Genomic DNA, 21,684 nt, shown 5'->3' with positions numbered 1-21,684 from the left:
TGGCGGGACCGAAGCCGGAAAAGGCATTCACTGCGACACCTCGGCGACCTTGGCGATGGGACCGACGGGGTTGGAAAGACGTTCGGCAAGGCCGGTCGCGGCCAGTTCACGCTGCGCCGGATGACCGGCCGAAGGCAGGGTCGGCTGCGATGCCGCAATCCAGCCCGACAGCAGGCTTTCATCCTCGGCGCCTTCGCGTTCCGGACGGTTCAGGGCCACGCGAACCGGCGATGGCGCGCCGATGCCGCGCGGACTGCCAAGCGCGGCCAGCTGGGTCTCGCTCTCGAGATACTGGTCGGCGCGCGGCGCGCCATATCCGAATTCGACCGCATTCCAGTCGGACAGCTGGTGCTGGCTGGCGCGGGTCTGGAATTCGGTTTCCAGCATCAGCCGTTCCTGCTGCGCCGCGATGATCGCACGTTCGGTGAGGCGCACATCGCTCTTGACCGCATTGACCTTGAAGGTGAGCGCGAGGAGCATTGCGAAGCACGTGCCGAGAACGACAGCCCAGCCGATCTGGCGAATGCGTGAACCCGTGACCATCATGCCGCCTCCCTCGCCGGAGTTGCCGTGCGTGTCGCGTAACGGAGGACCGAGGAGCGGGCGCGCGGATTGCGGGCGATCTCTGCTTCGGTGGGCTTGATCGCCTTACTGACTCGAAAAAAGACCGGATCGTCCTGCGCCGCCATTGGGACGTGACGCGAGGCGCTCGGGGTTGAGGATGCCTCGCGCAGGAAGCGCTTGACGATCCGGTCTTCGAGGCTGTGGAAGCTGACCACCGCAAGGCGGCCCCCTTCCTTCAGCAGGTGTTCGGCAGCCGACAGTGCTTGGGACAGTTCGTCGAGCTCGCCGTTCACATGGATGCGGATGGCCTGGAAAGTACGGGTGGCCGGGTCTTTCTTGTCGTGCGGCTTGAAGCCGAGCGCCTTGCGGACCACACGCGCCAGCTCGCCCGTGGTCGACAGCGGACGGGCCGCCACGATGGCGCGTGCGACGCGGCGCGACTGGCGCTCCTCGCCATAGTTGTAGAGGACGTCGGCAATTGCCTTTTCATCGGCGGAATTGAGGAAATCGGCCGCACTCTCGCCATCCTGGCTCATTCGCATGTCGAGCGGGCCGTCCGCAGAGAAAGCAAAACCGCGATGAGCCTGGTCAAGCTGCATCGAGGACACACCGATATCCATTACCACACCGTCGACTCGAGAGACGCCCGCCGACGTCATGACGTCGAGCATTTCCGAGAAACGGTGCGGATGGAGAATAAGGCGCGGCGGGTTTTCCCCCGTCTCGCGCCAGTTGCGACCCGACGAAATGGCATCGGGGTCCCGATCGAAGGCGTGCACCGTCGCGCCGCGCTCAAGAAGCGCGCGGGTATAGCCGCCGGCACCGAAGGTGGCGTCGATGAGAACGTCGCCCGGCTGCGGGTCGAGCGCCTCGATCACTTCGTCGAGAAGAACGGGGATGTGCGGGGCGTCGGTCATTTGCCCGCACCCTTCGATTTGCCTTTCGCTTCGGCGAGGAAGCTTTCGCAGGCCGCCTTCGCGCCAGCCCAGTCGTCGCCCATCTTGGCGAGTTCTTCGGGGTTCCACAGGGTGAAGAAGCGACCGCCGCCCTGGAAGTAGAGGCCTTCGTCGATGTTGGCGAGCGTACGCAGGTGATCGGGCATCACGAAACGACCGCTGTCATCGAACGGCATTTCCTGGAAACCGAAGAGCTGCATCGCGCGGGTGTCGCGGTCGAATTCGTTGCCGAGGCGGGCTGCCAACTCTTCTTCACGATCGAGCTGGGCGTCGAGTTCCTGCTTGCGGCTGAGGCCGAAGCCAACGAGGCAATTCCACTTGGGGTGCTTCATCAGGCACAGGACGCGACCGTCGCTGCTATCCTTCACGGCCTTGCGGAAGAGGGGCGGAAGCACAAAGCGGCCCTTGTCGCCCGCGGGCGAATAGGCCTGACCGCTGTACCCTCCGAATGACACTTGCCCCAAGTCCCGAATACGAGTTCGAAATAGCTCCCCAACGGACAAGACTTCCCCCCTGCCGCCCGCGCAAACGGGCAAGCTGCGACGCCATTCGGCTGTGCGCATCTAGTCGGCTTTGTCCGATGTCCCCTTGATTTATCGCGGGAAGGCCGGGGAAGAAAGGGAAAATTGCGGGATTTCACGGGATAAGCCCGTATATCACTGATTTATCTAACTATTTTTTCTCACTACAAGCTCGAACTGCTTACCAAAATCTTACCGAGATATCTGGAAATGCACGGAATTCTGCGGAGTCGCAGGCGCGACTCCGGACGCGATTCCGGCCTGTCCCGTGTTTTCCCGTGGATCAGTAGTCGAGCGAGGCCGCGACCAGCGAGTCGAGCGCGCCGGTGCGCTTGGCCGGAACCTCGCCCTCGCCTTCCCAGTCGAGGACGGCCGCATCGGCGAGCAAGGTCACCCGGCCTTTCCCGACCTGGCACTGCGCGAGGAGGCCGGTCTCCGAGACGATGCACTCGTCTTCCCCGCCAGCTGATCGCAGGCGGAACTGGCCGGGCAGGTTCACGGGGAACTCGCCATCATATGCCTTCACCCAGCGCTCGCCTTCGGCCTGTTCGTCATCGAAGAAGAGTTCGAGGCCCCAGCGCGTAAGGATCGGGGAGAGCACGACCACGTCCTGCTGGCGACGCTTGTCCCCAATGGCGAAATTGCTGTGCCGCGTCAGCATGGGGTCGGCGAAGACCAGCAGACGCCCGCCCTCGCGAACCCACTCGTCGAGTGCGAGGTTTTCGGACGGAGCAAGCGGGCGCGGCTGCGCCATGATAAGGCGCTTCGTCCCCGCAAGCGTGTCCGGCTCAAGCGCATCAAGCGGTTGGATGGCGAAGCGATGTTCGACCAGTTCGCGTACCCAATCGGGTTTACCGCTGCCATCGAGGATCGCGTTTATATTGTCGCTCTCGCCCCAGTAGATCGGCAAGCTGGTGAAGAGCCCGACGCCTGGCCGGTCCGCCACGCGCTGGTCCGCCTGTCCCGCGCTGCACGCGGACAGGAACAGCGCGGCAAGGAAAATCAAACTAGTTCGCAACCTGTCCTGCTTCGCCCTGTCCCGACGGCCCGGCGGGGGTCGTCGCTTGCGGTGCAGGAAGGTCCGGTACGACGCCCGCTTCGACGAGCGGGTCGTTCTGCTGTTGCGTGGAGGTCGGTTCGGTGGTCGGCGCCGCTTCTGGAACAGCCGTCGCGTCGATCTGCGAGGCGCTGTTCTCGACCAGGCTGGCAAGGCCGACGAGCACGATCATCAGCACCACTCCCGTTACTCCGATCTGGAGCCGCTGAACGGTTCGCGCACGCTGCGCGCTACCGGGAGAAATCTCGGGGAGCTCGCCCACCGGGGGCTTGCGGCTCATGTCGAAAAACTGCGCCATTCGCACGAGATTAGGCTCCTGCAGCCCGACAGGTCAATCTTGCGGCTGCAACCAGTCGAAGACGGGCAAGCCCTTCGACTGCAGCCACTCGGCATTGTATAGAGTAGACAGGTAGCGGAAGCCGGTGTCGCAGAGGATGGTCGCGACCTGCGGATTTTCGCGCCCTTCGGCGACCAGCTGCTTGCCCAGCGCGATGGCGCCGGCGACGTTTATCCCGCTCGACAGGCCGAGGCACAGGCCTTCCTCGCGCAGCAGGCGGGCGACCCAGTTGAGGCCTTCCTCGTCCGAGATACGGAACTGCGTGTCGATCGGCGCACCTTCGAGATTGCCGGTGATGCGGCCCTGCCCGATGCCCTCTGCAACCGAGGAGCCTTCGGCCTTCAGCTCGCCATTGGCGTAGTAATTGTAGAGCGCCGCGCCGTGAGGGTCGGTCAGCGCGATGACGACGTTCTCATCGAATTCCTTGAGGCCCATGCCGACGCCGGCAATCGTGCCGCCGGTACCCGCCGCGCAGGTAAAGCCGTCGATCCGGCCACCCATCTGCTCCCACAATTCCTTCGCCGTGCCTTCGATATGCGCCTTGCGGTTGGCAGTGTTGTCGAACTGCCCGGCCCAGATCGCCCCGTCGATCTCGCCAGCCATGCGGCGCGAGACATGCTGGAAGTGGTTGCAGTCGGCGTATTTCGTCGGCGGGACAGTGACCAGTTCGGCGCCGAGTGCGCGCAAGGTCGCCATTTTCTCCCGGCTCTGGTTGTCCGGCATGACGATGATGGTGCGATAGCCCAGCGCATTCGCGACGAGCGCGATGCCGATACCGGTGTTGCCTGCGGTCCCTTCGACCACCGTGCCGCCCGGCTTCAGTTCGCCGCGCGCCTCTGCATCACGGATGATGTAGAGCGCGGCGCGATCCTTGACGGAGGCCCCGGGGTTGGCGAATTCGCACTTGCCGTAGATGTCGCATCCGGCTTCCGCGCTGGGTCCGGCAAGGCGGACGAGCGGCGTATTGCCGATGAGGTCGAGCGTCTGCCCGGTCACTTTGCTTGCAATCATGCCGTGCCAGTTAGGCGCGACAACCTTAACCGGCAAACAACATCAATCTTCAGGCGCGATAGTAACCTTCATGCCGTCGAGATCGGCGGTGAACGGGATCTGGCACGACAGGCGCGAATTCTCGGTCCGGTGGTCGGTGGATTCGAGCAGGTCGTCCTCGTCCTCGCTCATCGTCGGGAGCTTGTCCTTGAACTCGGGATCGACGTGTACGTGACAGGTCGCGCACGAGCAGCAGCCACCACACAGCGCAAGCAGCTCGTCGAAGCCGTTGTCGCGGATCGCTTCCATCACGGTCAGGCCGTCGGCGACGTCGATTTCCGAAGTCTCGCCTTCGCGGGTGGTGACGATCAGTTTGGGCATTGCGTCTTTCCTCGGTTGCAAAGGGCCACTGGCCGACCCTATGCGAGCGGCTGCTATTCAATCACGGGCGGGAAGGCAAGCGCGAGCGGCATGGGACTGACAAACACGCAATTGCGCGACCATCTCGATGCCGTCGCCGCGAACGACAAGGTCGTCGCCGCTGCGATCGAGCGCTGCGGCTATCCCGAGGAGCGGATCCGCCCGACCGGCTACAAGACGCTGCTGCGCACCATCGTCGGACAGCAGGTCAGTGTCGCTGCCGCGGCATCTGTGTGGAACAAGCTCGAGGCCGAACTGGGGGAGGACATGCACGCCCACGAATTGCTCGCGCGCGACTTCGACACGCTGCGCGCATGCGGCCTGTCGCGCCAGAAGCAGGGCTATGCCCGGTCCCTGTGCGAACTGGTCGCCAGCGGCGAACTCGCATTCGACGACCTGCCCGAGGATGACGAGGAAGCCATCGCCGAACTAACCCGTATCAAGGGAATCGGACGCTGGTCGGCGGAAATCTACCTGCTCTTCGCCGAGGGACGGCAGGATATCTGGCCCGCCGGCGACCTCGCCGTGCAAGAGGCGGTGGGCCGGTTGCTCGAACTGCCTGCCAGGCCGAACGAGAAGGAAACCCGCGCTCTGGGCGACAAATGGCGGCCCTATCGCGGGGCCATGGCCATCTTCACCTGGCACACATATAACAACGCCGCGCTCTGAAGCGGCATAGGGGTAGGGAGAGAGACATGAGCACGCGCAAGGCAATCTTCATCACTGGCGGCGGTTCGGGCATCGGCCGCGCCATCGCCCGCAAGTTTGCGTCCGAAGGCTGGTTCGTCGGCGTCGGCGATATCGACGAGGCAGGCATGCGCGAGACGCTCTCGTTGATCGGCAACGGCTTCACCTTCATGCACAGGCTCGACGTGCGCGACCGCGGGCAATGGGACGAGGCGCTCGACGGCTTTGCGACGGCCGCGGGCGGCCGCATCGACGTTGTTGTCAACAACGCCGGAATTCCGGTTGGCGGCCCCCTGGCAGACATGTCGATCGAGGATATCGAGAACTGCCTCGACATCAATCTGAAGGGAGTCCTCTTCGGCGCGCAGGCGGCGCATCCCTACCTCGCGAAAACCGCGCCGGGGTCATGCCTGCTCAACATTGCGAGCGCGGCGGGTGTCCACGGCGTCGGCGGCGTGAGCGTCTATTGCGCCTCGAAGGCAGGCGTGCGCAGCATCACCGAAAGCCTCGATGCCGAATGGGCCGAGGAAGGCATCAAGGTCACCGACCTGTGCCCGATTTTCGTCGACACGCCGCTGCTCGACAAGGCCCCCAATCGCGGGTCGAACGAGCTGATCCGGCAGACCGTGGTCGAACAGAAATCCGAAGTCCTGCCGGTTGCCGATGTGGCGCAGGCCGCATGGGATGCGGTGCATTCCGACCAGCTCCACCACCTCATCGGCAAGTCCACCCGCCAGCTCGGCTTTGCACTGCGCTGGATGCCGGGGCGCGTCCGCAAACAGATGCGCGCCGGCGTCAGCCCGCTGGGCCGTTAGGCCACCAGCGCGTCGATCTTGCGCGCCATCTTCACGTCGCGGAGCGACAATCCGCCCGCGTCGTGCGTGGTCAGGGTGATCTCGACCCGGTTGTAGACGTTGAACCACTCGGGGTGATGGTCGCGCGTTTCGGCGATCATCGCCACGCGGGTCATGAAGGCGAAGGCTTCGGAGAAGTCGGCAAACTCGAACTTGCGTTCGATCGCCGCGCCGTCGCGGGACAGCGACCACTGCGGCAGTGCGCTCAGCCAAGTGGCGCGTTCTTCTTCGGTCAGTTGTTCGACGGTCATTGCTGTTCCTGAATCGGCTTGCTGCCGGCCATTCGACGGACGAGCCAGTAGCCAGCGGCGAGCGCCGCGACCAGAGCAAATCCGAGCAGCGAATTGGCCGGATCCTGCCACACGAAGACGACCAGCAGGGCGGCGTCGAACAGGATCACAAGCGCCATCACGGACTTGAAGAAAGGCACGCGGAACGGGCGCGGCAGGTCAGGTTCGCGACGATACAGCTGCCACGAGCACAAGGCGAAAAGCAGGATCATGACCTGTGACAAGGCCGTGCTGGTCGACGCCAGCGTCAGATAACTGCCCGACCAGAGGAATGCGGCTGCGCCCAGCACCACCAGGACCATCGCATTGATCGGCGTGCCGTTCGCGGCGACGCGTTCCAAGGCGGGAGGGAGCAGACCCACACGCGCCGAGGCATAGGCGATACGGCTGACGGTCATGGTCATGAGACTGCAGATGGCCGCGATCGAAACCACGCCGAAGATCGTGAAGACAGTGTCGCCCGCTTGCCCGAAAATCCCGGCGGCGGCGTCTCCTGCAGCGAAGTCGGACGCTGCCATCTGCTGAGGGGTGAGGACATGGAGTATCGCCATGTTCACGGCGGTGTAGAGCACCGTGATGGCAATGATCCCGCCGAACAGCGCCCGCGGCAGGGCGCGCGCCGGATCTTCGATCTCCTCGCCATAGAAGACGACATCGCCCCAGCCGTTGTAGGCGCCGATGATGACCAGCATGGCGGTCGCGTAGCCGAGCAGGCCCTGTGGCGCGATGCTCGCTTCACCCGCAACGGCGGGTGCACCAGGCTGCGCAAAGAGGATGACCACGAAGATCGCCAGCACCGCGCCCTTGAAGGCGGAAAACGCGATCTGTGCCCCGCCACTGATGCGCGTTCCCATGGCATTGATGGCGAAGAACACCGCAAGCGTTGCCGTCGCGATCGCTCCCGGTCCGATTTCTCCTCCGCCGACGCCCAGCCGGACCAGCAGTTCGCCCGCCACGAAGGCCACATTTGCGAGCGCGGAAATGAGCATGAGCAACATGGAATAGGATGCCAGCACGCTTGCCCCCTTGCCGAAAGCGCGCTCGGTAAAGGTGACGATCCCGCCGGCACTCGGCAGTGCGGCGCCCAGTTCCGCATAAGGTAGCGCGGCGAGGAGCGAGAGTGCTCCACCCAGGAACCAGAGCCCGATCAGGACGGTCCCGCTTTCGCTTGCCTGTGCGGCGATGCCGGGCGCTCGCAAGATGCCCTGACCGACAACGCTGCCGACCACGGCGGCGAGTCCGAAGACCACCCCCAACACGCGCAAGAGGTGACCCTTGTCGGACATTCCCGTTCCCCTTCCCCCAAGCGGCCGAACCTGGCCATGCCGGCCTTGTCGGTCCGCTTGGTCCGGTTGACAAGCCCAAGCGGATACTTGGCCACCGGCGAACGAGCCCCTAGAGCCTGTTACCCATGACACCCCGCCTATCCGCGACCGATCTCGCCTGCCGCCGCGGCGAGCGCTTGCTGTTCCGAGGCGTCTCGCTGGAGTTGCGGCCGCGCGAGGTCGTCCACGTCACCGGCGCGAACGGGATCGGCAAGTCGAGCCTGCTGCGCATCCTTGCAGGCCTGCTCCGCCCTTTCGCGGGCACGGTCCAGCGCGAAGGCCAGGTCGGGCTGCTCGACGAGCGCTCCGCCCTCGACACCATGCTGCCGCTCGGCAAGTCGCTGGGCTTCTGGCGTGCGCTCGATGCAACCCCGCCGACCAACGTTCCCTCCTACCTCGAGGACCTGCTCGACGTTCCGGTTCGTTATCTCTCGACCGGCCAACGCAAGCGTGCTGCACTGGCCCGGCTAAGTGCGCAGAATGCCGACATCTGGCTGCTGGACGAACCGCTTAACGGTCTCGACGAGAGAGGCGTATCGATGGTCGGTGCCATGGTCGAAGGCCATTGCCGCGCCGACGGAATCTGCGTCCTGGCATCGCACCAGCCTTTCCCCCTGGACGGAATGCGTGTCCTCGACCTTTCGGAATTTGCCGCATGACGCGCGCCTTTGTTGCCCTCCTTCGGCGCGACTTGCGCAACCTCCTGCCCGGGGGTTCGGGTGGCGGGAGCATCCTGCCTTTGCTGTTCTTCCTCGCCGTCGCCATGCTCTACCCCTTCGCCGTCGGTCCCGAACCGCAGATGCTTGCCCGCACCGGCGGCGGCGTGATCTGGGTCGCGGCGCTGCTTGCGGCGATCCTCCCGCTCGAGCAGCTGGTAGCGAGCGACCTCGAAGCGGGAGTGTTCGACCAGTTGCACCTGCGCGGCGTTTCGGAAGAGCTGGCGATGTTCGTCCGGCTCCTCGCCCACTGGCTCGCCTTTGCGCCCCTTCTGCTGTTGGCAACCCTGCCCGCAGCCGCCCTGCTGGGCCTAACGGGAGAGACCACGCGCACGGTCCTGTGGGGGCTGCTGGCAGGCACGCCCGGACTTGCAGCAGTGGGCCTTGCCGTCGCTGCGCTCACCGCCACACTTCGCGGTGGTGCCGCGTTGGCAGGACTGATGGTCATCCCGCTTGCCGTGCCGATCCTGATCTTTGGTGCAGGAGCGCTGGCGCGTCCTGACGACAGTGCCATTATCCTTACCGCAGCAATCAGCCTCGGCCTGTGCGCTCTTGCTCCTTTTGCAGCGGGGGCAGCGATCAGGTCTGCACGGGAGAGCTAATTCCGCCATTTCCTTTGACAATTGCCGCGTTGCCACGAAAACAAAGGCCAATAACAAGGCAAAGGTACTCTCGCCCGATGGCGTCGCAACCGAAAGTGGAAGCATGAACCGGTCGTCCCACCGGTCACACGGCGAGGCCTTGATGAACGACGAGAGTCACAGCTTTACCGATTTCTATGCGCTGCTGCAGGTGTCGCCGACCTGCGATGCGAAAATGCTCGAAAAGGCCTATCGCTACTTCGCGCAGATGTATCACCCGGACCACACGCAGACTGCGGACGTGGACAAGTTCCAGGAGATCATCGAGGCCTATCGCGTACTGCGCGATCCGGAATCGCGTGCCGAATACGACCGCGAATACCGCACACACCACAAGGATGCGGTGTTCGAGGAGGTCGAGGAAGGCGACCTGCGCATCGACGAGCGCACGGCCTCCGAAGACGCTTCGGCGCACGAGAAGATCCTGCAGTTCCTCTACAAGCGGCGGCGCGAGAAGCCGCGCGATCCGGGCGTGATCGGCTTCTATATCCAGGAGCTGATCGACTGTTCGGACGACACGTTCGACTTCCATGCGTGGTATCTGAAGTCGAAGGGCCTCATCCGCGCAACCGAGCACGGGACTTTCGAAATCACCATCGAGGGGGTGGACCACGTCATCGCCATGAGCCGCGAGGCCGAGCGAGGCCGCTTCATCAGCGATCAGTCATGGCAGGACCGGACAACGACTCCCGCGGAGCCCGCACCCGATCAGTAGGGCGGCTGGTGCAGCCCCTTCGGACTTTCGGTGAAGATCTCGACGCCGTTCTCGGTAATGCCGATCGAGTGCTCGAACTGGGCCGAAAGCGACTTGTCGCGCGTCACCGCGGTCCAGCCGTCGCCGAGGATCTTGGCATGCGGACGACCGAGATTGATCATCGGCTCGATGGTGAAGAACATGCCGGGCTTGAGCTCCGGGCCGGTCCCTGCGCGGGCGGCATGGATGACTTCGGGCGCATCGTGGAACAGGCGACCGAGGCCGTGGCCGCAGAACTCCTGCACCACGCCATAACGATGCTGGCGGGCATGCGCCTCGATAACGGCGCCGATGTCGCCCAGCCGAGCACCCGGCTTCGATGCCGCCTCGATACCGAGCATGAGGCATTCGTAGGTCACGTCGACCAGCTTGCGCGCCTTGAGCGATACATCGCCGACGAAATACATCCGGCTGGTATCGCCGTGCCAGCCGTCGAGCAGCGGGGTCACGTCGATATTGACGATGTCGCCGTCCTTCAGCGCTTTGTCCGAGGGGATGCCGTGACAGATCACATGGTTGATCGAGGTGCAGCAGCTGTGCGCATAGCCGCGATAGCCCATCGTCGCCGGGACCGCGCCCGCATCGAGCGTCATCGTCCGCACCAGATCGTCGATCTGGCCCGTGGTCACCCCCGGCTGCACGAAAGTGGTCAGCTCGTCGAGGATTTCGGCGGCAAGGCGGCCGGCCTTGCGCATCCCCTCGAAGCCTTCCGGCCCGTGGAGCTTGATGGTGCCGTCGCGATAAACGGCCGTGTCGTTGTCGATCACCTGGTATTCGGTCATGCGCGCCACATAGCGATTGCAGCGTCGAATTGCGAGGCCGTCAGCGCTTGATGCTGAAACCGCTCGCATATTCGGGCTTCACCGCATCCAGAACGGCGGCGGTCACCGGGAAATCGAGCTCGAAATCGCCTTCCGCATAGGGACCGGCGACATAGGGGCCGAAGTAGATCGTCAGACGGTCGAGCGTCTTGCCGGTCGAGGAGCCCACCAGCACCGTCGCCTCGTCGAGGCCCGGGCAATTGTCGAACGAGTCACCGCTGTTCGGGTCGACCCTGATGCCCCTGCGCTTCTCGCGCTCCTTGTTGAGCTTGGCGCAAAGCTCCGCCCCGAGAGCGGTTTCGAGCCTGGTCGGTGACTGGAACAGGACCTTGGCATCCATCCCGTCGTCCGCCTTCTTGTCCCACACGAGCGATTCCACGCCGTACATCCCGTGCGCGCCGCCCGAGTAGGTGGCGAGATGGCCGGACAGCGATAGGAAACGCGGCGTGTCGGTGACGACTTTCCATTCCAGCGATGCACTGTGCTGGCGCGGGGTCCAGTCCTGTCCTTCGGCACCCTTCCAGTCCTCTGCCGCTTCCTTGGCCAGTTCGCCCTGCATGTGATCGGCGTCCTCCTGGAGGAATGCGGCCAGCTTGTCGTGTCGCCCGGCTTCTTCAGGCCAGGCGTAGGCGAACTGATACTGCTCCGTTTCCTTGGAGATGGCATTCGCACCGCCAGCGGCGGCCTTCGCCTGGGCTGTCGCCGGGGTCGATACGGCCTCCTCCTTGACCCCGGCGTCCTCGGCAAACTCGGTAGCATCGCTGCAGGCGGCACTCGACAGAGCCAGCGAAATCAGGAACAGGGACGCTCGCATGCCGGTTTCCTCCATGGAAATCGTTGAAAGAGGGACTTCGCCGATATGGCCGACAAGACGCCGCTAATCCAGCCCGACAAGGGCCAGGAAGCGACAGCCATCCACCTCGTCAATCGCGACGGCTTTGCCGATTGGGTCAAGAAACTATCGGCGGGCCAGCGCGCGGCCCTGGCGGCGCAGAAATTCGACGGCGGTGGCTACCAGGTCGGCATCGTGCCGGATGGCGACGGTTTCTTTGCCGTGGGCGGCGTGGCGAACCCGGACAACCTGTCGAGCTGGTGCCTCGCCAAGCTGGCCGAAGTCCTGCCGGAGGGAACCTACCGCCGCGTCGATGGCGAACCCGGCCCCGCCCTCCACGGCTGGCAGACGGCTCAATACGTTTTCGACCGCTACAAGAAGCCCGAGCGCCCGGTCGGTCCGCGCGTCCTCCTGACCAAGGAGGCTGGCAGGATCGATGCCGCGATTGCCGAGGCAAAGGCCGTCAGCCTTGTCCGCGACCTCGTCAATACGCCAGCCGAGGATATGGGACCCGAGGCGCTCGAGGCGCAGTGCGAGAAGCTCGCCAAGGCGCATTCGGCCAAGCTCAGCGTGACAAAGGGCGATGCGCTCGAACGCGAATACCCGATGGTCCACGCAGTCGGGCGTGCCGCGGCCCGCACCCATGCACCGCGGATCATGCACCTGACCTGGGGCAAGGAAGGCGATCCGGTCCTGGCCATCGTCGGCAAGGGCGTCGCATTCGATTCCGGCGGCCTCGACATCAAGCCTGCGAGCGGCATGCTGCTGATGAAGAAGGACATGGGTGGGGCTGCCCACGCCATCGCCCTTGCAGGCCTCGTCATGGGGGCAAAGCTGAGGGTTCGCCTGCACCTGCTCGTCCCGGCGGTCGAGAATGCAATCAGCGGCAATGCCTTCCGCCCTGGCGACGTGCTCAAGACGCGCAAGGGACTGACCGTCGAGATCGGCAATACTGATGCCGAAGGTCGCCTGATCCTCGGCGACGCGCTGCAACGTGCCAGCGAGGAGAAGCCCGAGCTGATCATCGATTTCGCCACACTGACCGGCGCGGCGCGTGTGGCACTTGGTCCCGATTATCCGGCGCTGATGACCCGGCGCGACGAAACTGCCGAGGAACTCATCGCGGCGGGCAAGGCGAGCGACGACCAACCCTGGCGCCTGCCCCTGCCCGAAGCCTATCGGGAATGGCTGTCCTCCGACATCGCCGACCTCAACAACTCGCACACCAACGGCTTTGCCGGGGCAAGCGTGGCGGGCCTGTTCCTCGACAAGTTCGTCGGCGAAGGCATCGACTGGGCGCATTTCGACACCTTTGCATGGCGTCCGGTAGGCAAGCCCGGCAGGCCCAAGGGCGGCGATGCCTATGGCCTGCGCGCTGCATGGCACATGCTGCAAAAACGTTTCGGTTCGGCATAAGCCGCGCGCGCGCCTTGCGGGAATCCGCCCTTGGGGTTAAGCGCCCGCAACCGCAATTTCAGGGCATCCACAAAGAGTGAGCGAACAGGCCAGCTACCAACTTCCCGAAGGGATCGTCGGACTGAAGGGTCCGGTCGAAAAGCCTGCACCGGGAACGCTGCCGCTTCGCGGGGACTTGGCGCACATTGCGCTCGCCGGGCGCTACCTCGCCGCGCACTACGTGATCCCGCACCTCCGCAAGGTTGCCGCTGGCGGCGCGGTTCTCAAGCTCGCCATGCGCGATGACGCGGGCGACGGGGCATCGCTTTCGGGCGGAACGGCGGTCGAACTGCTCGACGTCGCAGGCGACTGGGCCTGGATCACGCGTGGCCCCGAGGGCCCCAGCGGCTATGTGCATCTCGGTGCACTCGAAGCCGACAGTGACGCATAAGGTATTCATCGACGGCGCGGCGGGCACGACCGGGCTGGAAATCGCGGAACGGCTCGCGGGCCGTAGCGAGTTCAGCCTCATCACGCTCGACGATGCACAGAGGAAGGATACCTCCGCCCGGCGCGAGGCGCTGAACGAGGCGGATGTCGCCATTCTCTGCCTGCCCGATGAAGCTGCGATCGAGGCGGTCGCTCTCATCGACCCGGCGTCCGGCACCCGCGTGATCGACGCTTCGAGCGCGCACCGCACGACCGAGGGCTGGTGCTATGGTTTCCCCGAACTGGTCGGCAGCGAGCGGGTGGCAACGGCGCGCCGGGTGAGCAATCCTGGATGTTACCCGACCGGCTTCCTCGCCCTTGTCGCACCGCTGGTGCGCGCAGGCCTGCTGCCTGCCGACTGGCCCTACACCGTCAATGCGGTGAGCGGCTATTCGGGCGGCGGCAAGGCGCTGATCGAACGGTTCGAGGCACCTGGCGCCCCCGCATTCCGCGCTTATGGCTACGACCTCAAGCACAAGCACCTTCCCGAGATGAAGGCCCATGCGGGCCTCGAACATCCGGTCATTTTCGCGCCATCGGTCGTTCCCGCCTACCGCGGCATGATCGTCGAGGTTCCGCTCCATCTGGGTGCCATGGCGAATGAGCCGCAGGCCGATGCCTTGCGGGATGCCCTTGGCGAATTCTACGCCGTTTCCGCGGTCGTCACGGTCCACGACAAGCAACCCGTCGGCGAATTGCTGCTGGGTCCGGACGATGCACCTTTCGACGGCCTCGAACTCTTCGTGTTCGGCAATGACGGTGGCTGGAACGCACGCCTCGTCGCCCGCCTCGACAACCTCGGTAAGGGTGCGAGCGGGGCCGCGGTGCAGAACCTCAACCTGCTTTGCGGCCTGCCCGAAACTGCGGGCCTGCGGCTCTTGTCTGCCTAAAAATTAAGCACGGCGCGACCAGTCGCTAGGCACTGGCCTGCCATCTCGATCGGGCTGTTGCGCAAGAGAAGCCGGATTCGGCCAAAAAATTGCGCAACACCCCTTCCGAAGGCCCCAATTCTTCGTCTACGGCCCGACGCGACGCTTGGCACGATTCTTGGATTGAATCGCGCGAGGATCGAAATCGCAGCAGCATCCCGAGGACGGAAACCAAGTGAAAAAGATCGAAGCGATCATCAAGCCGTTCAAGCTCGACGAGGTGAAGGAAGCCCTTCACGAAATCGGCGTGTCCGGCATCACCGTGACCGAGGCCAAGGGCTTCGGGCGCCAGAAGGGCCACACCGAGCTCTATCGCGGTGCCGAATACGTCGTCGATTTCCTGCCCAAGGTGAAGCTCGAGGTCGTCGTTGCCGATGACATCGCCGAACGCACCGTGGAAGCCATCGCCGCCGCCGCCCAGACGGGCCGTATCGGTGACGGCAAGATCTTCATCTCGAATATCGAAGGCGCGCTGCGCATCCGAACCGGCGAACGCGACAACGACGCCATCTGATCAATACCGGGCGCAGAGCCCCAAACCCAACGAGTTCAAACGGAGGCAATACCAATGTCCAGTGCAAAGAAGGTCCTGAAGCAGATCGCCGACGACGGCGTCGAATGGGTCGACCTGCGTTTCACCGACCCCAAGGGCAAGTGGCAGCACCTGACCATGGTCGCCAAGACGCTCGACGAAGACCAGCTCGAAGACGGCCTGATGTTCGACGGTTCGTCGATCGCCGGCTGGAAGGTCATCAACGAATCCGACATGATCCTGAAGCCCGACCTCGAACACGTCTACATGGACCCGTTCAGCGCCGAGCCGATGATGATCCTGTTCTGCGATATCGTCGAACCCTCGACCGGTGAATGGTACGCGCGCGACCCGCGTACCACCGCCAAGCGCGCCGAGGCATTCCTCAAGTCGACCGGTATCGGCGACACCGTCTACGTCGGCCCCGAAGCCGAGTTCTTCATGTTCGACGATGTCCGCTTCGAAGACGGCTATGCCGGCTCGGGCTACGCCATCGACGACATCGAACTGCCGACCAACACCGGCAAGGAATACGAGAGCGGCAACATGGCGCACCGTCCGCGCGCCAAGGGCGGCTACTTCCCCGTCGCCCCGGTCGACAGCGCCGTCGACATCCGTGGCGAGATGGTTTCGACCATGATCGAAATGGGCCTGCCCTGCGACAAGCACCACCACGAAGTCGCCGCGGCACAGCACGAGCTTGGCCTGACCTTCGGCACGCTCGTCACGACCGCCGACCGCATGCAGATCTACAAGTACGTCGTGCACCAGGTGGCCCACGCCTATGGCAAGACCGCGACTTTCATGCCCAAGCCGATCAAGGACGATAACGGGTCGGGCATGCACACCCATATTTCCATCTGGGATGGCGGCAAGCCGACCTTCGCGGGCAACCAGTATGGCGGCCTGTCGGAAACCTGCCTCTATTTCATCGGTGGCGTCATCAAGCATGCCAAGGCGCTGAACGCCTTCACCAACCCGACCACCAACAGCTACAAGCGCCTGGTGCCGGGCTTCGAGGCTCCCGTGCTGCTCGCCTATTCGGCACGCAACCGTTCGGCTTCCTGCCGCATCCCCTATGGTTCCGGCGACAAGGCCAAGCGCGTTGAATTCCGCTTCCCCGACGCGATGGCCAATCCCTACCTCGCCTATGCAGCGCTGCTCATGGCTGGTCTCGACGGGATCCAGAACAAGATCCACCCGGGCGAAGCCATGGACAAGAACCTCTACGACCTGCCGCCGGCCGAACTCGCCGACGTGCCGACCGTGTGCGGCAGCTTGCGCGAAGCCCTGGAAAGCCTCGAAGCCGACCACGAGTTCCTGCTCAAGGGCGACGTCTTCACCAAGGACCAGATCGACGCCTATGCCGAGCTGAAGTGGGAAGAAGTCATGCGCGTCGAAACCACGCCGTGCCCGGCCGAATTCGACATGTACTATTCCGCTTAACCTTTTGGCGGCATAGCCCCGCAATCACCGAGGAGGGCGTCCGGGAAACCGGGCGCCCTTTCTCTTTGCGCGCTCGAAAAGGCGCTGCGCTATCGACACGGGAAACACCTCTGGTAGGCTCGTCCGGCAATTGCGCGGGGGGCTGTCATGGAATTCGACCGCAGGACCTTGTTCGGGGCAGCCGCCCTCCCGTTGCTGCCCGCCACGCTGGGCAAGGCTTCGCTCTCCGGGAACTGGGACGAGATCGCCGGCCAGTACGATGTCACGCGCGAAATCATCCAGCTCGAGCATGGCAATTGGGGCATGATGTCCCGCCCCGTGCAGCAGGCGTACCTCGCCAATGTCGAGCGGGTGAACCGCGATACGAGCTATTACGCTCGCCGGACCATGAACGACGACCTGCAGGAAGTGACGGAGAAGGTAGCGGATTTCTTCGGCGTGGCCTTCGAGGAGATAACTCTCACCCGCAATGCAACCGAGGCGCTGAAGGCCCTGATCCTGCAGTACAATCGCCTGAAGCCTGGCGATGCCGTGCTCTATTCCGACCTCGACTACGACAGTGCGCAGGCGTGCATGGACTCCCTAGGGGAACGCCGGGGCGTGCGCGTCGTGAAGATCGCCCTGCCCGAGCCTGCCACGCACGACAATCTGGTCGCAGCCTATGCGGAGGCCTTTGCCGCCAATCCCGATGTCCGGATGGCGCTCCTGACGCATGTCAGCCACCGCACCGGGTTTGTCCTGCCCGTTGCGGAGATCGCGGAACTTGCGCGAGCGCGGGAGATCGACTGCATTGTCGACGCAGCGCACAGCGTCGGACAGCTCGATTTCGCCCTGCCCGATCTCAAGGCCGATTTCATCGCCATGAACCTCCACAAGTGGATCGGCGCGCCGCTTGGCGTGGGAGCGCTCTACATCCGCAAGGAGAGGATTGCGGCAATCGATCCGGATCCGGCAGAGCCGCCGGACAGCACCGGAATCTATTCGCGCGCCCATACCGGTACGCCGGACTATGCTGCTCAGCTGACCGTCCCGACCGCGCTTGCCTTCCAGTCGGCGATCGGGTCGACTCGGCGTGAAGGCAGGCTCAAGTCACTGCGCGACCGCTGGGTGACCGCTTTGCGCGAGCTGCCGCAGGTCCAAATCCTGACGCCCGACGATCCGCGCTGCTATGGCGCGATCACCTCGTTCCGGCTGCGTGGACTGGTCACGCGCGAACAGAACGTGGCGCTCGCTGCGAAGCTGCTCGAACGCCACCGCATCTTCACCGTCCACCGCACGGGCCTTGCCTCGGGAGCATGCATTCGCGTGACCCCGGCGCTGGCGACGCGGGAGCGCGAGGTCGACAGGCTGGCCGAGGCCATTCGCGAGATTGTTTCGACGACCTAGCTCAACGCCTCTACGGGCGCGCCCGGTTCATTCGCACAGACCGGCAGCTCTCATCGCAATCCCCTTCAGCCCTTTGCACTTTGGTTTGGAGGCGGGCTTGGGAGCCGCTTCGGAGGCTTCGGAGTCGCTCATCTGACCCGTGTCGGGCATTTCCATGCCGAGAACGGACATGTTGGTTGAACGATACCGGACCCGCGCGATCCAGTCGGGTTTCCAGCCAGCCGCAGCCTTTGGCGGCCTGGGCGGATAAGAGAAATTGCGTTCAGGCCCGTAGGCCGAGAGGTTGGCCATCATCATCTCGCCGCCCGCCTTCTGCACTTCGGCCGGAACCGTGCAACTGGTCTGCGACGGCGCCATGACGGTCTTCGCCGCGACCAGCTTGGCGGCTGCCGCAGGCGAGAGCCAGTCCCACATCGGGCCGCCGAAGGCACGGTTTGCGCTCGAGGTCCACCACACCATCTCCGACGCCTCGCGACCCGGCCCCTCCTTTGCTGACATCACCCAGGCATAGTATCCGGTCGCGCCGCCCACCCCCTGCCAGCGCATGTCCCATGCGCCGCTTGGCATCCGGCTGCTCTTCACCTCGACCGGGGCCATGAAGTCCTGGTCGAGGGAGAAGGAGATTTCGGGCGCATAGGTGCTTGCGATCCGATGCGCCCCGATCAGCGAGGACTTCGGCGGGACGGCTTTCGTCTCGAGGCCGTTGGGCCATTCGCCGTAGGTGCGGCTGTTGGAGGGCATGATCCGCCACTCTTCGGGAATGTTGACCGCAGCTGCATAGAGATCAGGCGGAACCTGGCCCTTGGCCAGTTTTGAGAAATCGATGACCACCGGCTGGCCCGGAGGGGCATGTTCACCGCACCCCCAGAACAGCAAGAGCTTTCCCTTCGGCGTCGCTGTCCCCGCTGGCCCGACCTCCCCCTTGCCCGGGGTATAGGTCAGCGGCACGGACGCCCCGAGACCGGCACCGCTGGGCATGAAGTGGTCGGCCTTGGCAGTGCCCGTCGGGGCCTGCCCCGATCCGAGCTTGAGGTGCAGTTCATGCGCCGCGCCGCCGCCCTTGCCCTGCATCATCGCCATGGCGGCCGCCATCCCACCGCCACCGCCCATTGCTGCCATGCCGGACATGGTCCTGGCATCCATCGTGTAGCGGGCAGGCGAGGCGGCGGACTGGGTCATCGCCGGGATCGCCCATCCGGTCGTCAGCGCGGCGAGCGCAACGCCCGCGACAAAAACGGATCGCTTCATGCATCATCCTCCCAAGAATGCAGACGGCGACCCGGTCGTCCGGACTCGTTATCATTTGGCTGGCATCAATACGCCCGTACCCATTGCCCGGATAGGACAAATGCGCTCACTGCACCGAAGAGTAGTTCATCGACTTTCCTACACCGGGCGATGCCGCCTAATTGCCCTGCCTCCAGCAACTCCAGAGAGGCATAATCATGGATCGCAAACCGCTATTTGACCTCGTCCGCCGCCTGATCGGGCGCGGATTTCGCCGTTCCGAGATCGAAGCACTCGATCGCGCCCTCGACGGGATGGAAGACTTGCCTCAGGACCGTGTTCCATGTGTTCCAGATCGTGGGATGGGAACTGCGGGGCTCCAACTCATCAAGCGCTATGAAGGATGTGCGCGATTGCGGCGGGACGGACTTGTCGAAGCCTACCCGGATCCCGGCACGGGCGGGGCGCCATGGACCATAGGCTGGGGCGCGACCGGACCCGATATCGACCACGACACGGTCTGGACCCGCGAGCAATGCGACGACCGGCTCGCGAAGGACATTGCGCGACATGCCAGGGACGTGGCCCGCGCAATCGGCGATGCCCCTACCTCAAAAGCGCAGTTCGATGCCCTCGTCAGCTTCCACTACAATACCGGCGCCATCGCCCGGGCAACCCTGACCAAGCTCCATCGGGCCGGAGATTTCGCAGCTGCCGCGAACGAGTTTGGCCGCTGGAACATGGCCGGTGGGCGGGTCCTAAAAGGGCTGGTCCGCCGTCGTCGCGAGGAGGCAACGCTTTACCGCTGTGGTAGCTGAACCTCCGATAAACGGCGGAAATAAGGGCTTTTGCGCAGGAACCAAGACCGTTGCGTCCCCGTTGAGCCGGCAAAAGGAGACTTATCATGCGTTACATTCTGGCAGGCGTGGCGGCAGTCGCGCTGGCAGCTGGTGGCGCCTATGCCGAGCCCGGCAAGGGTAACGGAAACGGCAAGGGCAAGCCTGAAGCTGCGGCAATGAAGCAGGACCGTGGCGGCGGCAAGGACCGTGGGCCGCAGGCTGTCGAACATCGTTCGGATAACCGCGGCAATGACCGCAGCCAGGTCAAGGCGGTCGAGCGTCGTGTGGAAAATCGCGGCAAATCGGTCGAACGTCGCGTTGACCGCGCAGTCGAGAACCGTGTCGAGCGGCGCGACGAACGCGCCTTCGTCAACCGTGGCCGCGATGACGACCGCGATAACGGCGACCGTGGCTACGACGATCGCCGCGATGGAGACCGTCGCTTCGTCGATCGTGTCGATTACCGCCGCGACCGCGAACTGCTGCTGCGCGACGGGTCGCGTGGCCTGATCAACGGGTGCCCCCCGGGCCTTGCCAAGAAGCACAACGGCTGCATGCCTCCGGGCCAGGCCAAGGACCGATACGAGCGCAGCCTGTTCGGCTATTCCTATCGTCCCAGCCTGTTCGGCCTGAGCAATTACGGCGACGGTCGTTATTACTACAATGACGGCTACCTGCTGCGCTTGGGCAATGGCGGCGGCATCAGCGGCTACATTCCGCTGCTCGGCGGCGCTCTGGCGATCGGCAACCCGTGGCCAACCTCGTACAACTACTATCCGGTGCCCGACTATTACGTCGACTATTACGATCTCGGCGGAAGCGGTCGCTACCGCTATGCCGATAACGTGATCTACCGGGTCGATCCGGAAGACGCCGCAATCATGTCGGTTGCGGCTCTCCTGACCGGCGACGACATTCGCGTCGGCCAGCCGATGCCGATGGGATACGACGTCTACAACGTCCCCTACGCCTATCGCGATCGCTACTACGACACGCCTGATGCCTATTACCGTTATTCGGATGGCTACGTGTACCGCGTCGATCCTGAAACGCAGCTTGTCGCCGCTGTGATCGACCTGCTGGTTTGAGGGAGCACAAGACCATGAAAATGATCAAGAACGGTATCGCCGCCATTGCTCTCGCTTCGCTTCCGCTCCTCGGAGCCTGCTCCGAGGCGAAGGACGACGCATCCGCGACCGCCTCGACCAAGGACGACGGCACTCTGACGCTTGCTGCTGCCATCACTGGCGAAGAGGGTATGTCCAAGCTTCGCGACGCCCTGACCAAGAGCGAGCTTTCAGGCCTGCTGGAAGGTCCGGGCAGCTACACCGTCCTCGCCCCGACCGACACCGCCTTCGGTGCGCTTGGCGAAGACGGGGAGGCTTTGTTCGCGGATGACCAGAAGCCCATGCTGATCGCGCTCCTGCGCGATCACATGGTACCCGGGCATCTCACGCCCGAGGCCATCGACAAGGCAATCGTCGACAAGGGCGGCCCTGTCACGATGACGACCCTGGGAGAAGGTCAGGTGACCTTTGCCAAGGAAGGTGACGCAATCACCGTGTCGATGCCAGGCGGAGCCAAGGCCAAGTTCGCCGGCACTGCGGTTGCCGCCAATAACGGCGTCCTCATCCCGCTCGACGCGGTTCTTCTTCCGAAAAAGGAAGGCTGACCCG

At 64.2% G+C, this 21,684-nt stretch carries 26 protein-coding genes; 14 read left to right on the top strand and 12 right to left on the bottom strand.

The annotated features are described in order from the left end of the window. Positions 1-27: 27 nt before the first annotated feature. The 7 genes from RAM60_RS02100 to RAM60_RS02070 all read right to left on the bottom strand — a co-directional run bounded on the left by RAM60_RS02100 (position 28) and on the right by RAM60_RS02070 (position 4,806). Positions 28-546 (bottom strand): hypothetical protein, encoded by a 519-nt coding sequence (locus tag RAM60_RS02100; protein WP_369025777.1) that lies wholly within the window; start codon positions 544-546, stop codon positions 28-30. After that, positions 543-1,481 carry a 16S rRNA (cytosine(1402)-N(4))-methyltransferase RsmH gene (gene rsmH, locus RAM60_RS02095; RefSeq protein ID WP_369025778.1) on the bottom strand — a complete coding sequence of 313 codons (939 nt, stop codon included), beginning with the start codon at positions 1,479-1,481 and terminating at the stop codon, positions 543-545. The genes RAM60_RS02100 and rsmH overlap by 4 nt, the downstream gene beginning before the upstream one ends. Beyond that, on the bottom strand, positions 1,478-1,975 hold the full coding sequence (locus RAM60_RS02090; protein ID WP_369025779.1) for a division/cell wall cluster transcriptional repressor MraZ: 498 nt from the start codon (positions 1,973-1,975) through the stop codon (positions 1,478-1,480). Before RAM60_RS02090 ends, rsmH begins: the two co-directional genes overlap by 4 nt. Positions 1,976-2,324: 349 nt before the next feature. Continuing rightward, entirely contained in the window at positions 2,325-3,047 is a 723-nt protein-coding gene (locus RAM60_RS02085; protein WP_369025780.1) for a motility-associated ABC transporter substrate-binding family protein, read from the bottom strand. 1 nt (position 3,048) lies between these two features. Next, entirely contained in the window at positions 3,049-3,378 is a 330-nt protein-coding gene (locus tag RAM60_RS02080; protein WP_510640077.1) for a hypothetical protein, read from the bottom strand. Positions 3,379-3,429: 51 nt separating this feature from the next. Further along, the gene (locus RAM60_RS02075) at positions 3,430-4,446 is read right to left on the bottom strand and encodes a cysteine synthase A (RefSeq protein ID WP_369025782.1); all 1,017 of its coding nucleotides are present in this window, start codon (positions 4,444-4,446) and stop codon (positions 3,430-3,432) included. A 42-nt stretch (positions 4,447-4,488) separates the two neighbouring features. After that, positions 4,489-4,806: a 2Fe-2S iron-sulfur cluster-binding protein gene (locus tag RAM60_RS02070; RefSeq protein WP_200982704.1), complete on the bottom strand. Its 318-nt coding sequence runs from the start codon at positions 4,804-4,806 to the stop codon at positions 4,489-4,491. Between the two features lie 90 nt (positions 4,807-4,896). Here RAM60_RS02070 and RAM60_RS02065 point away from each other — a divergent pair, with 90 nt between their 5' ends. Together RAM60_RS02065 and RAM60_RS02060 are read left to right on the top strand one after the other, a co-directional pair. Next, positions 4,897-5,514, top strand: coding sequence for a DNA-3-methyladenine glycosylase family protein (locus tag RAM60_RS02065; RefSeq protein WP_369025783.1), 618 nt, complete (start codon positions 4,897-4,899; stop codon positions 5,512-5,514). Between the two features lie 26 nt (positions 5,515-5,540). Continuing rightward, on the top strand, positions 5,541-6,347 hold the full coding sequence (locus RAM60_RS02060; RefSeq protein ID WP_369025784.1) for an SDR family oxidoreductase: 807 nt from the start codon (positions 5,541-5,543) through the stop codon (positions 6,345-6,347). Here RAM60_RS02060 and RAM60_RS02055 read toward each other — a convergent pair. Continuing rightward, positions 6,344-6,637 carry a 4a-hydroxytetrahydrobiopterin dehydratase gene (locus tag RAM60_RS02055; protein ID WP_369025785.1) on the bottom strand — a complete coding sequence of 98 codons (294 nt, stop codon included), beginning with the start codon at positions 6,635-6,637 and terminating at the stop codon, positions 6,344-6,346. The genes RAM60_RS02060 and RAM60_RS02055 overlap by 4 nt on opposite strands. Then, complete coding sequence (locus tag RAM60_RS02050; RefSeq protein ID WP_369025786.1) at positions 6,634-7,962, bottom strand: APC family permease; 1,329 nt, start codon at positions 7,960-7,962, stop codon at positions 6,634-6,636. Before RAM60_RS02050 ends, RAM60_RS02055 begins: the two co-directional genes overlap by 4 nt. Before the next feature lie 125 nt (positions 7,963-8,087). Here RAM60_RS02050 and ccmA point away from each other — a divergent pair, with 125 nt between their 5' ends. The 3 genes from ccmA (at position 8,088) to RAM60_RS02035 (ending at position 10,073) form a co-directional block, all read left to right on the top strand. Further along, positions 8,088-8,660 carry a heme ABC exporter ATP-binding protein CcmA gene (ccmA, locus tag RAM60_RS02045; protein ID WP_369025787.1) on the top strand — a complete coding sequence of 191 codons (573 nt, stop codon included), beginning with the start codon at positions 8,088-8,090 and terminating at the stop codon, positions 8,658-8,660. Beyond that, positions 8,657-9,319, top strand: coding sequence for a heme exporter protein CcmB (locus tag RAM60_RS02040; RefSeq protein WP_369025788.1), 663 nt, complete (start codon positions 8,657-8,659; stop codon positions 9,317-9,319). Before ccmA ends, RAM60_RS02040 begins: the two co-directional genes overlap by 4 nt. A 142-nt stretch (positions 9,320-9,461) precedes the next feature. Then, positions 9,462-10,073: a DnaJ domain-containing protein gene (locus RAM60_RS02035; RefSeq protein ID WP_369025789.1), complete on the top strand. Its 612-nt coding sequence runs from the start codon at positions 9,462-9,464 to the stop codon at positions 10,071-10,073. Here RAM60_RS02035 and map read toward each other — a convergent pair. Together map and RAM60_RS02025 are read right to left on the bottom strand one after the other, a co-directional pair. Continuing rightward, positions 10,067-10,894: a type I methionyl aminopeptidase gene (map, locus tag RAM60_RS02030; protein ID WP_369025790.1), complete on the bottom strand. Its 828-nt coding sequence runs from the start codon at positions 10,892-10,894 to the stop codon at positions 10,067-10,069. The genes RAM60_RS02035 and map overlap by 7 nt on opposite strands. Before the next feature lie 40 nt (positions 10,895-10,934). Next, positions 10,935-11,747: a DUF3298 and DUF4163 domain-containing protein gene (locus tag RAM60_RS02025; protein WP_369025791.1), complete on the bottom strand. Its 813-nt coding sequence runs from the start codon at positions 11,745-11,747 to the stop codon at positions 10,935-10,937. A gap of 45 nt (positions 11,748-11,792) precedes the next feature. Between RAM60_RS02025 and RAM60_RS02020 the strand changes: the two genes are divergently transcribed. The 6 genes from RAM60_RS02020 to RAM60_RS01995 all read left to right on the top strand — a co-directional run bounded on the left by RAM60_RS02020 (position 11,793) and on the right by RAM60_RS01995 (position 17,942). Beyond that, complete coding sequence (locus tag RAM60_RS02020) at positions 11,793-13,181, top strand: leucyl aminopeptidase family protein (protein ID WP_369025792.1); 1,389 nt, start codon at positions 11,793-11,795, stop codon at positions 13,179-13,181. Between the two features lie 76 nt (positions 13,182-13,257). Continuing rightward, positions 13,258-13,611, top strand: a complete 354-nt coding sequence (locus RAM60_RS02015; protein WP_369025793.1) for an SH3 domain-containing protein — start codon at positions 13,258-13,260, stop codon at positions 13,609-13,611. Beyond that, entirely contained in the window at positions 13,601-14,539 is a 939-nt protein-coding gene (gene argC, locus RAM60_RS02010) for an N-acetyl-gamma-glutamyl-phosphate reductase (RefSeq protein ID WP_369025794.1), read from the top strand. The genes RAM60_RS02015 and argC overlap by 11 nt, the downstream gene beginning before the upstream one ends. A 214-nt stretch (positions 14,540-14,753) precedes the next feature. Next, the gene (locus RAM60_RS02005; RefSeq protein WP_200982681.1) at positions 14,754-15,092 is read left to right on the top strand and encodes a P-II family nitrogen regulator; all 339 of its coding nucleotides are present in this window, start codon (positions 14,754-14,756) and stop codon (positions 15,090-15,092) included. A gap of 54 nt (positions 15,093-15,146) precedes the next feature. Further along, the gene (gene glnA, locus RAM60_RS02000; RefSeq protein ID WP_369025795.1) at positions 15,147-16,556 is read left to right on the top strand and encodes a type I glutamate--ammonia ligase; all 1,410 of its coding nucleotides are present in this window, start codon (positions 15,147-15,149) and stop codon (positions 16,554-16,556) included. Positions 16,557-16,703: 147 nt separating this feature from the next. After that, positions 16,704-17,942: an aminotransferase class V-fold PLP-dependent enzyme gene (locus tag RAM60_RS01995; protein ID WP_369025796.1), complete on the top strand. Its 1,239-nt coding sequence runs from the start codon at positions 16,704-16,706 to the stop codon at positions 17,940-17,942. A gap of 27 nt (positions 17,943-17,969) precedes the next feature. Here the strand turns inward: RAM60_RS01995 and RAM60_RS01990 are convergent, their stop codons facing one another. Next, positions 17,970-19,190, bottom strand: a complete 1,221-nt coding sequence (locus tag RAM60_RS01990) for a hypothetical protein (RefSeq protein ID WP_369025797.1) — start codon at positions 19,188-19,190, stop codon at positions 17,970-17,972. Positions 19,191-19,387: 197 nt separating this feature from the next. On the opposite strand from RAM60_RS01990, the gene RAM60_RS01985 reads away from it, so the two are divergent. From RAM60_RS01985 to RAM60_RS01975, 3 genes are all read left to right on the top strand, one after another. Then, positions 19,388-19,987, top strand: a complete 600-nt coding sequence (locus RAM60_RS01985) for a lysozyme (protein WP_369025798.1) — start codon at positions 19,388-19,390, stop codon at positions 19,985-19,987. 86 nt (positions 19,988-20,073) lie between these two features. Continuing rightward, entirely contained in the window at positions 20,074-21,096 is a 1,023-nt protein-coding gene (locus RAM60_RS01980; protein WP_369025799.1) for a hypothetical protein, read from the top strand. Between the two features lie 14 nt (positions 21,097-21,110). Continuing rightward, on the top strand, positions 21,111-21,680 hold the full coding sequence (locus RAM60_RS01975; RefSeq protein WP_369025800.1) for a fasciclin domain-containing protein: 570 nt from the start codon (positions 21,111-21,113) through the stop codon (positions 21,678-21,680). Positions 21,681-21,684 lie beyond the last annotated feature (4 nt).

Source organism: Qipengyuania sp. RANM35 (assembly GCF_041021145.2).
Taxonomy (GTDB): Bacteria; Pseudomonadota; Alphaproteobacteria; order Sphingomonadales; family Sphingomonadaceae; genus Qipengyuania; species Qipengyuania soli.
Note: the sequence above shows the minus strand (reverse complement) of the source record. Positions and strands in the feature narration are given on the sequence as shown.

Excerpts from the sequence above, each read along its gene's own strand:
- RAM60_RS02055 (WP_369025785.1), bottom strand. The coding sequence starts at position 6,637 with ATGACCGTCGAACAACTGACCGAAGAAGAACGCGCCACTTGGCTGAGC.
- RAM60_RS02100 (WP_369025777.1), bottom strand. The coding sequence starts at position 546 with ATGATGGTCACGGGTTCACGCATTCGCCAGATCGGCTGGGCTGTCGTT.
- RAM60_RS02050 (WP_369025786.1), bottom strand. The coding sequence starts at position 7,962 with ATGTCCGACAAGGGTCACCTCTTGCGCGTGTTGGGGGTGGTCTTCGGA.
- RAM60_RS02070 (WP_200982704.1), bottom strand. The coding sequence starts at position 4,806 with ATGCCCAAACTGATCGTCACCACCCGCGAAGGCGAGACTTCGGAAATC.
- glnA (WP_369025795.1), top strand. The coding sequence starts at position 15,147 with ATGTCCAGTGCAAAGAAGGTCCTGAAGCAGATCGCCGACGACGGCGTC.
- RAM60_RS02020 (WP_369025792.1), top strand. The coding sequence starts at position 11,793 with ATGGCCGACAAGACGCCGCTAATCCAGCCCGACAAGGGCCAGGAAGCG.
- RAM60_RS02040 (WP_369025788.1), top strand. The coding sequence starts at position 8,657 with ATGACGCGCGCCTTTGTTGCCCTCCTTCGGCGCGACTTGCGCAACCTC.
- rsmH (WP_369025778.1), bottom strand. The coding sequence starts at position 1,481 with ATGACCGACGCCCCGCACATCCCCGTTCTTCTCGACGAAGTGATCGAG.
- RAM60_RS02075 (WP_369025782.1), bottom strand. The coding sequence starts at position 4,446 with ATGATTGCAAGCAAAGTGACCGGGCAGACGCTCGACCTCATCGGCAAT.
- map (WP_369025790.1), bottom strand. The coding sequence starts at position 10,894 with ATGACCGAATACCAGGTGATCGACAACGACACGGCCGTTTATCGCGAC.
- RAM60_RS01980 (WP_369025799.1), top strand. The coding sequence starts at position 20,074 with ATGCGTTACATTCTGGCAGGCGTGGCGGCAGTCGCGCTGGCAGCTGGT.
- RAM60_RS01975 (WP_369025800.1), top strand. The coding sequence starts at position 21,111 with ATGAAAATGATCAAGAACGGTATCGCCGCCATTGCTCTCGCTTCGCTT.
- RAM60_RS02080 (WP_510640077.1), bottom strand. The coding sequence starts at position 3,378 with ATGAGCCGCAAGCCCCCGGTGGGCGAGCTCCCCGAGATTTCTCCCGGT.
- RAM60_RS01990 (WP_369025797.1), bottom strand. The coding sequence starts at position 19,190 with ATGAAGCGATCCGTTTTTGTCGCGGGCGTTGCGCTCGCCGCGCTGACG.
- RAM60_RS02060 (WP_369025784.1), top strand. The coding sequence starts at position 5,541 with ATGAGCACGCGCAAGGCAATCTTCATCACTGGCGGCGGTTCGGGCATC.
- RAM60_RS02025 (WP_369025791.1), bottom strand. The coding sequence starts at position 11,747 with ATGCGAGCGTCCCTGTTCCTGATTTCGCTGGCTCTGTCGAGTGCCGCC.
- RAM60_RS01995 (WP_369025796.1), top strand. The coding sequence starts at position 16,704 with ATGGAATTCGACCGCAGGACCTTGTTCGGGGCAGCCGCCCTCCCGTTG.
- RAM60_RS01985 (WP_369025798.1), top strand. The coding sequence starts at position 19,388 with ATGGATCGCAAACCGCTATTTGACCTCGTCCGCCGCCTGATCGGGCGC.
- RAM60_RS02035 (WP_369025789.1), top strand. The coding sequence starts at position 9,462 with ATGAACGACGAGAGTCACAGCTTTACCGATTTCTATGCGCTGCTGCAG.
- RAM60_RS02065 (WP_369025783.1), top strand. The coding sequence starts at position 4,897 with ATGGGACTGACAAACACGCAATTGCGCGACCATCTCGATGCCGTCGCC.
- ccmA (WP_369025787.1), top strand. The coding sequence starts at position 8,088 with ATGACACCCCGCCTATCCGCGACCGATCTCGCCTGCCGCCGCGGCGAG.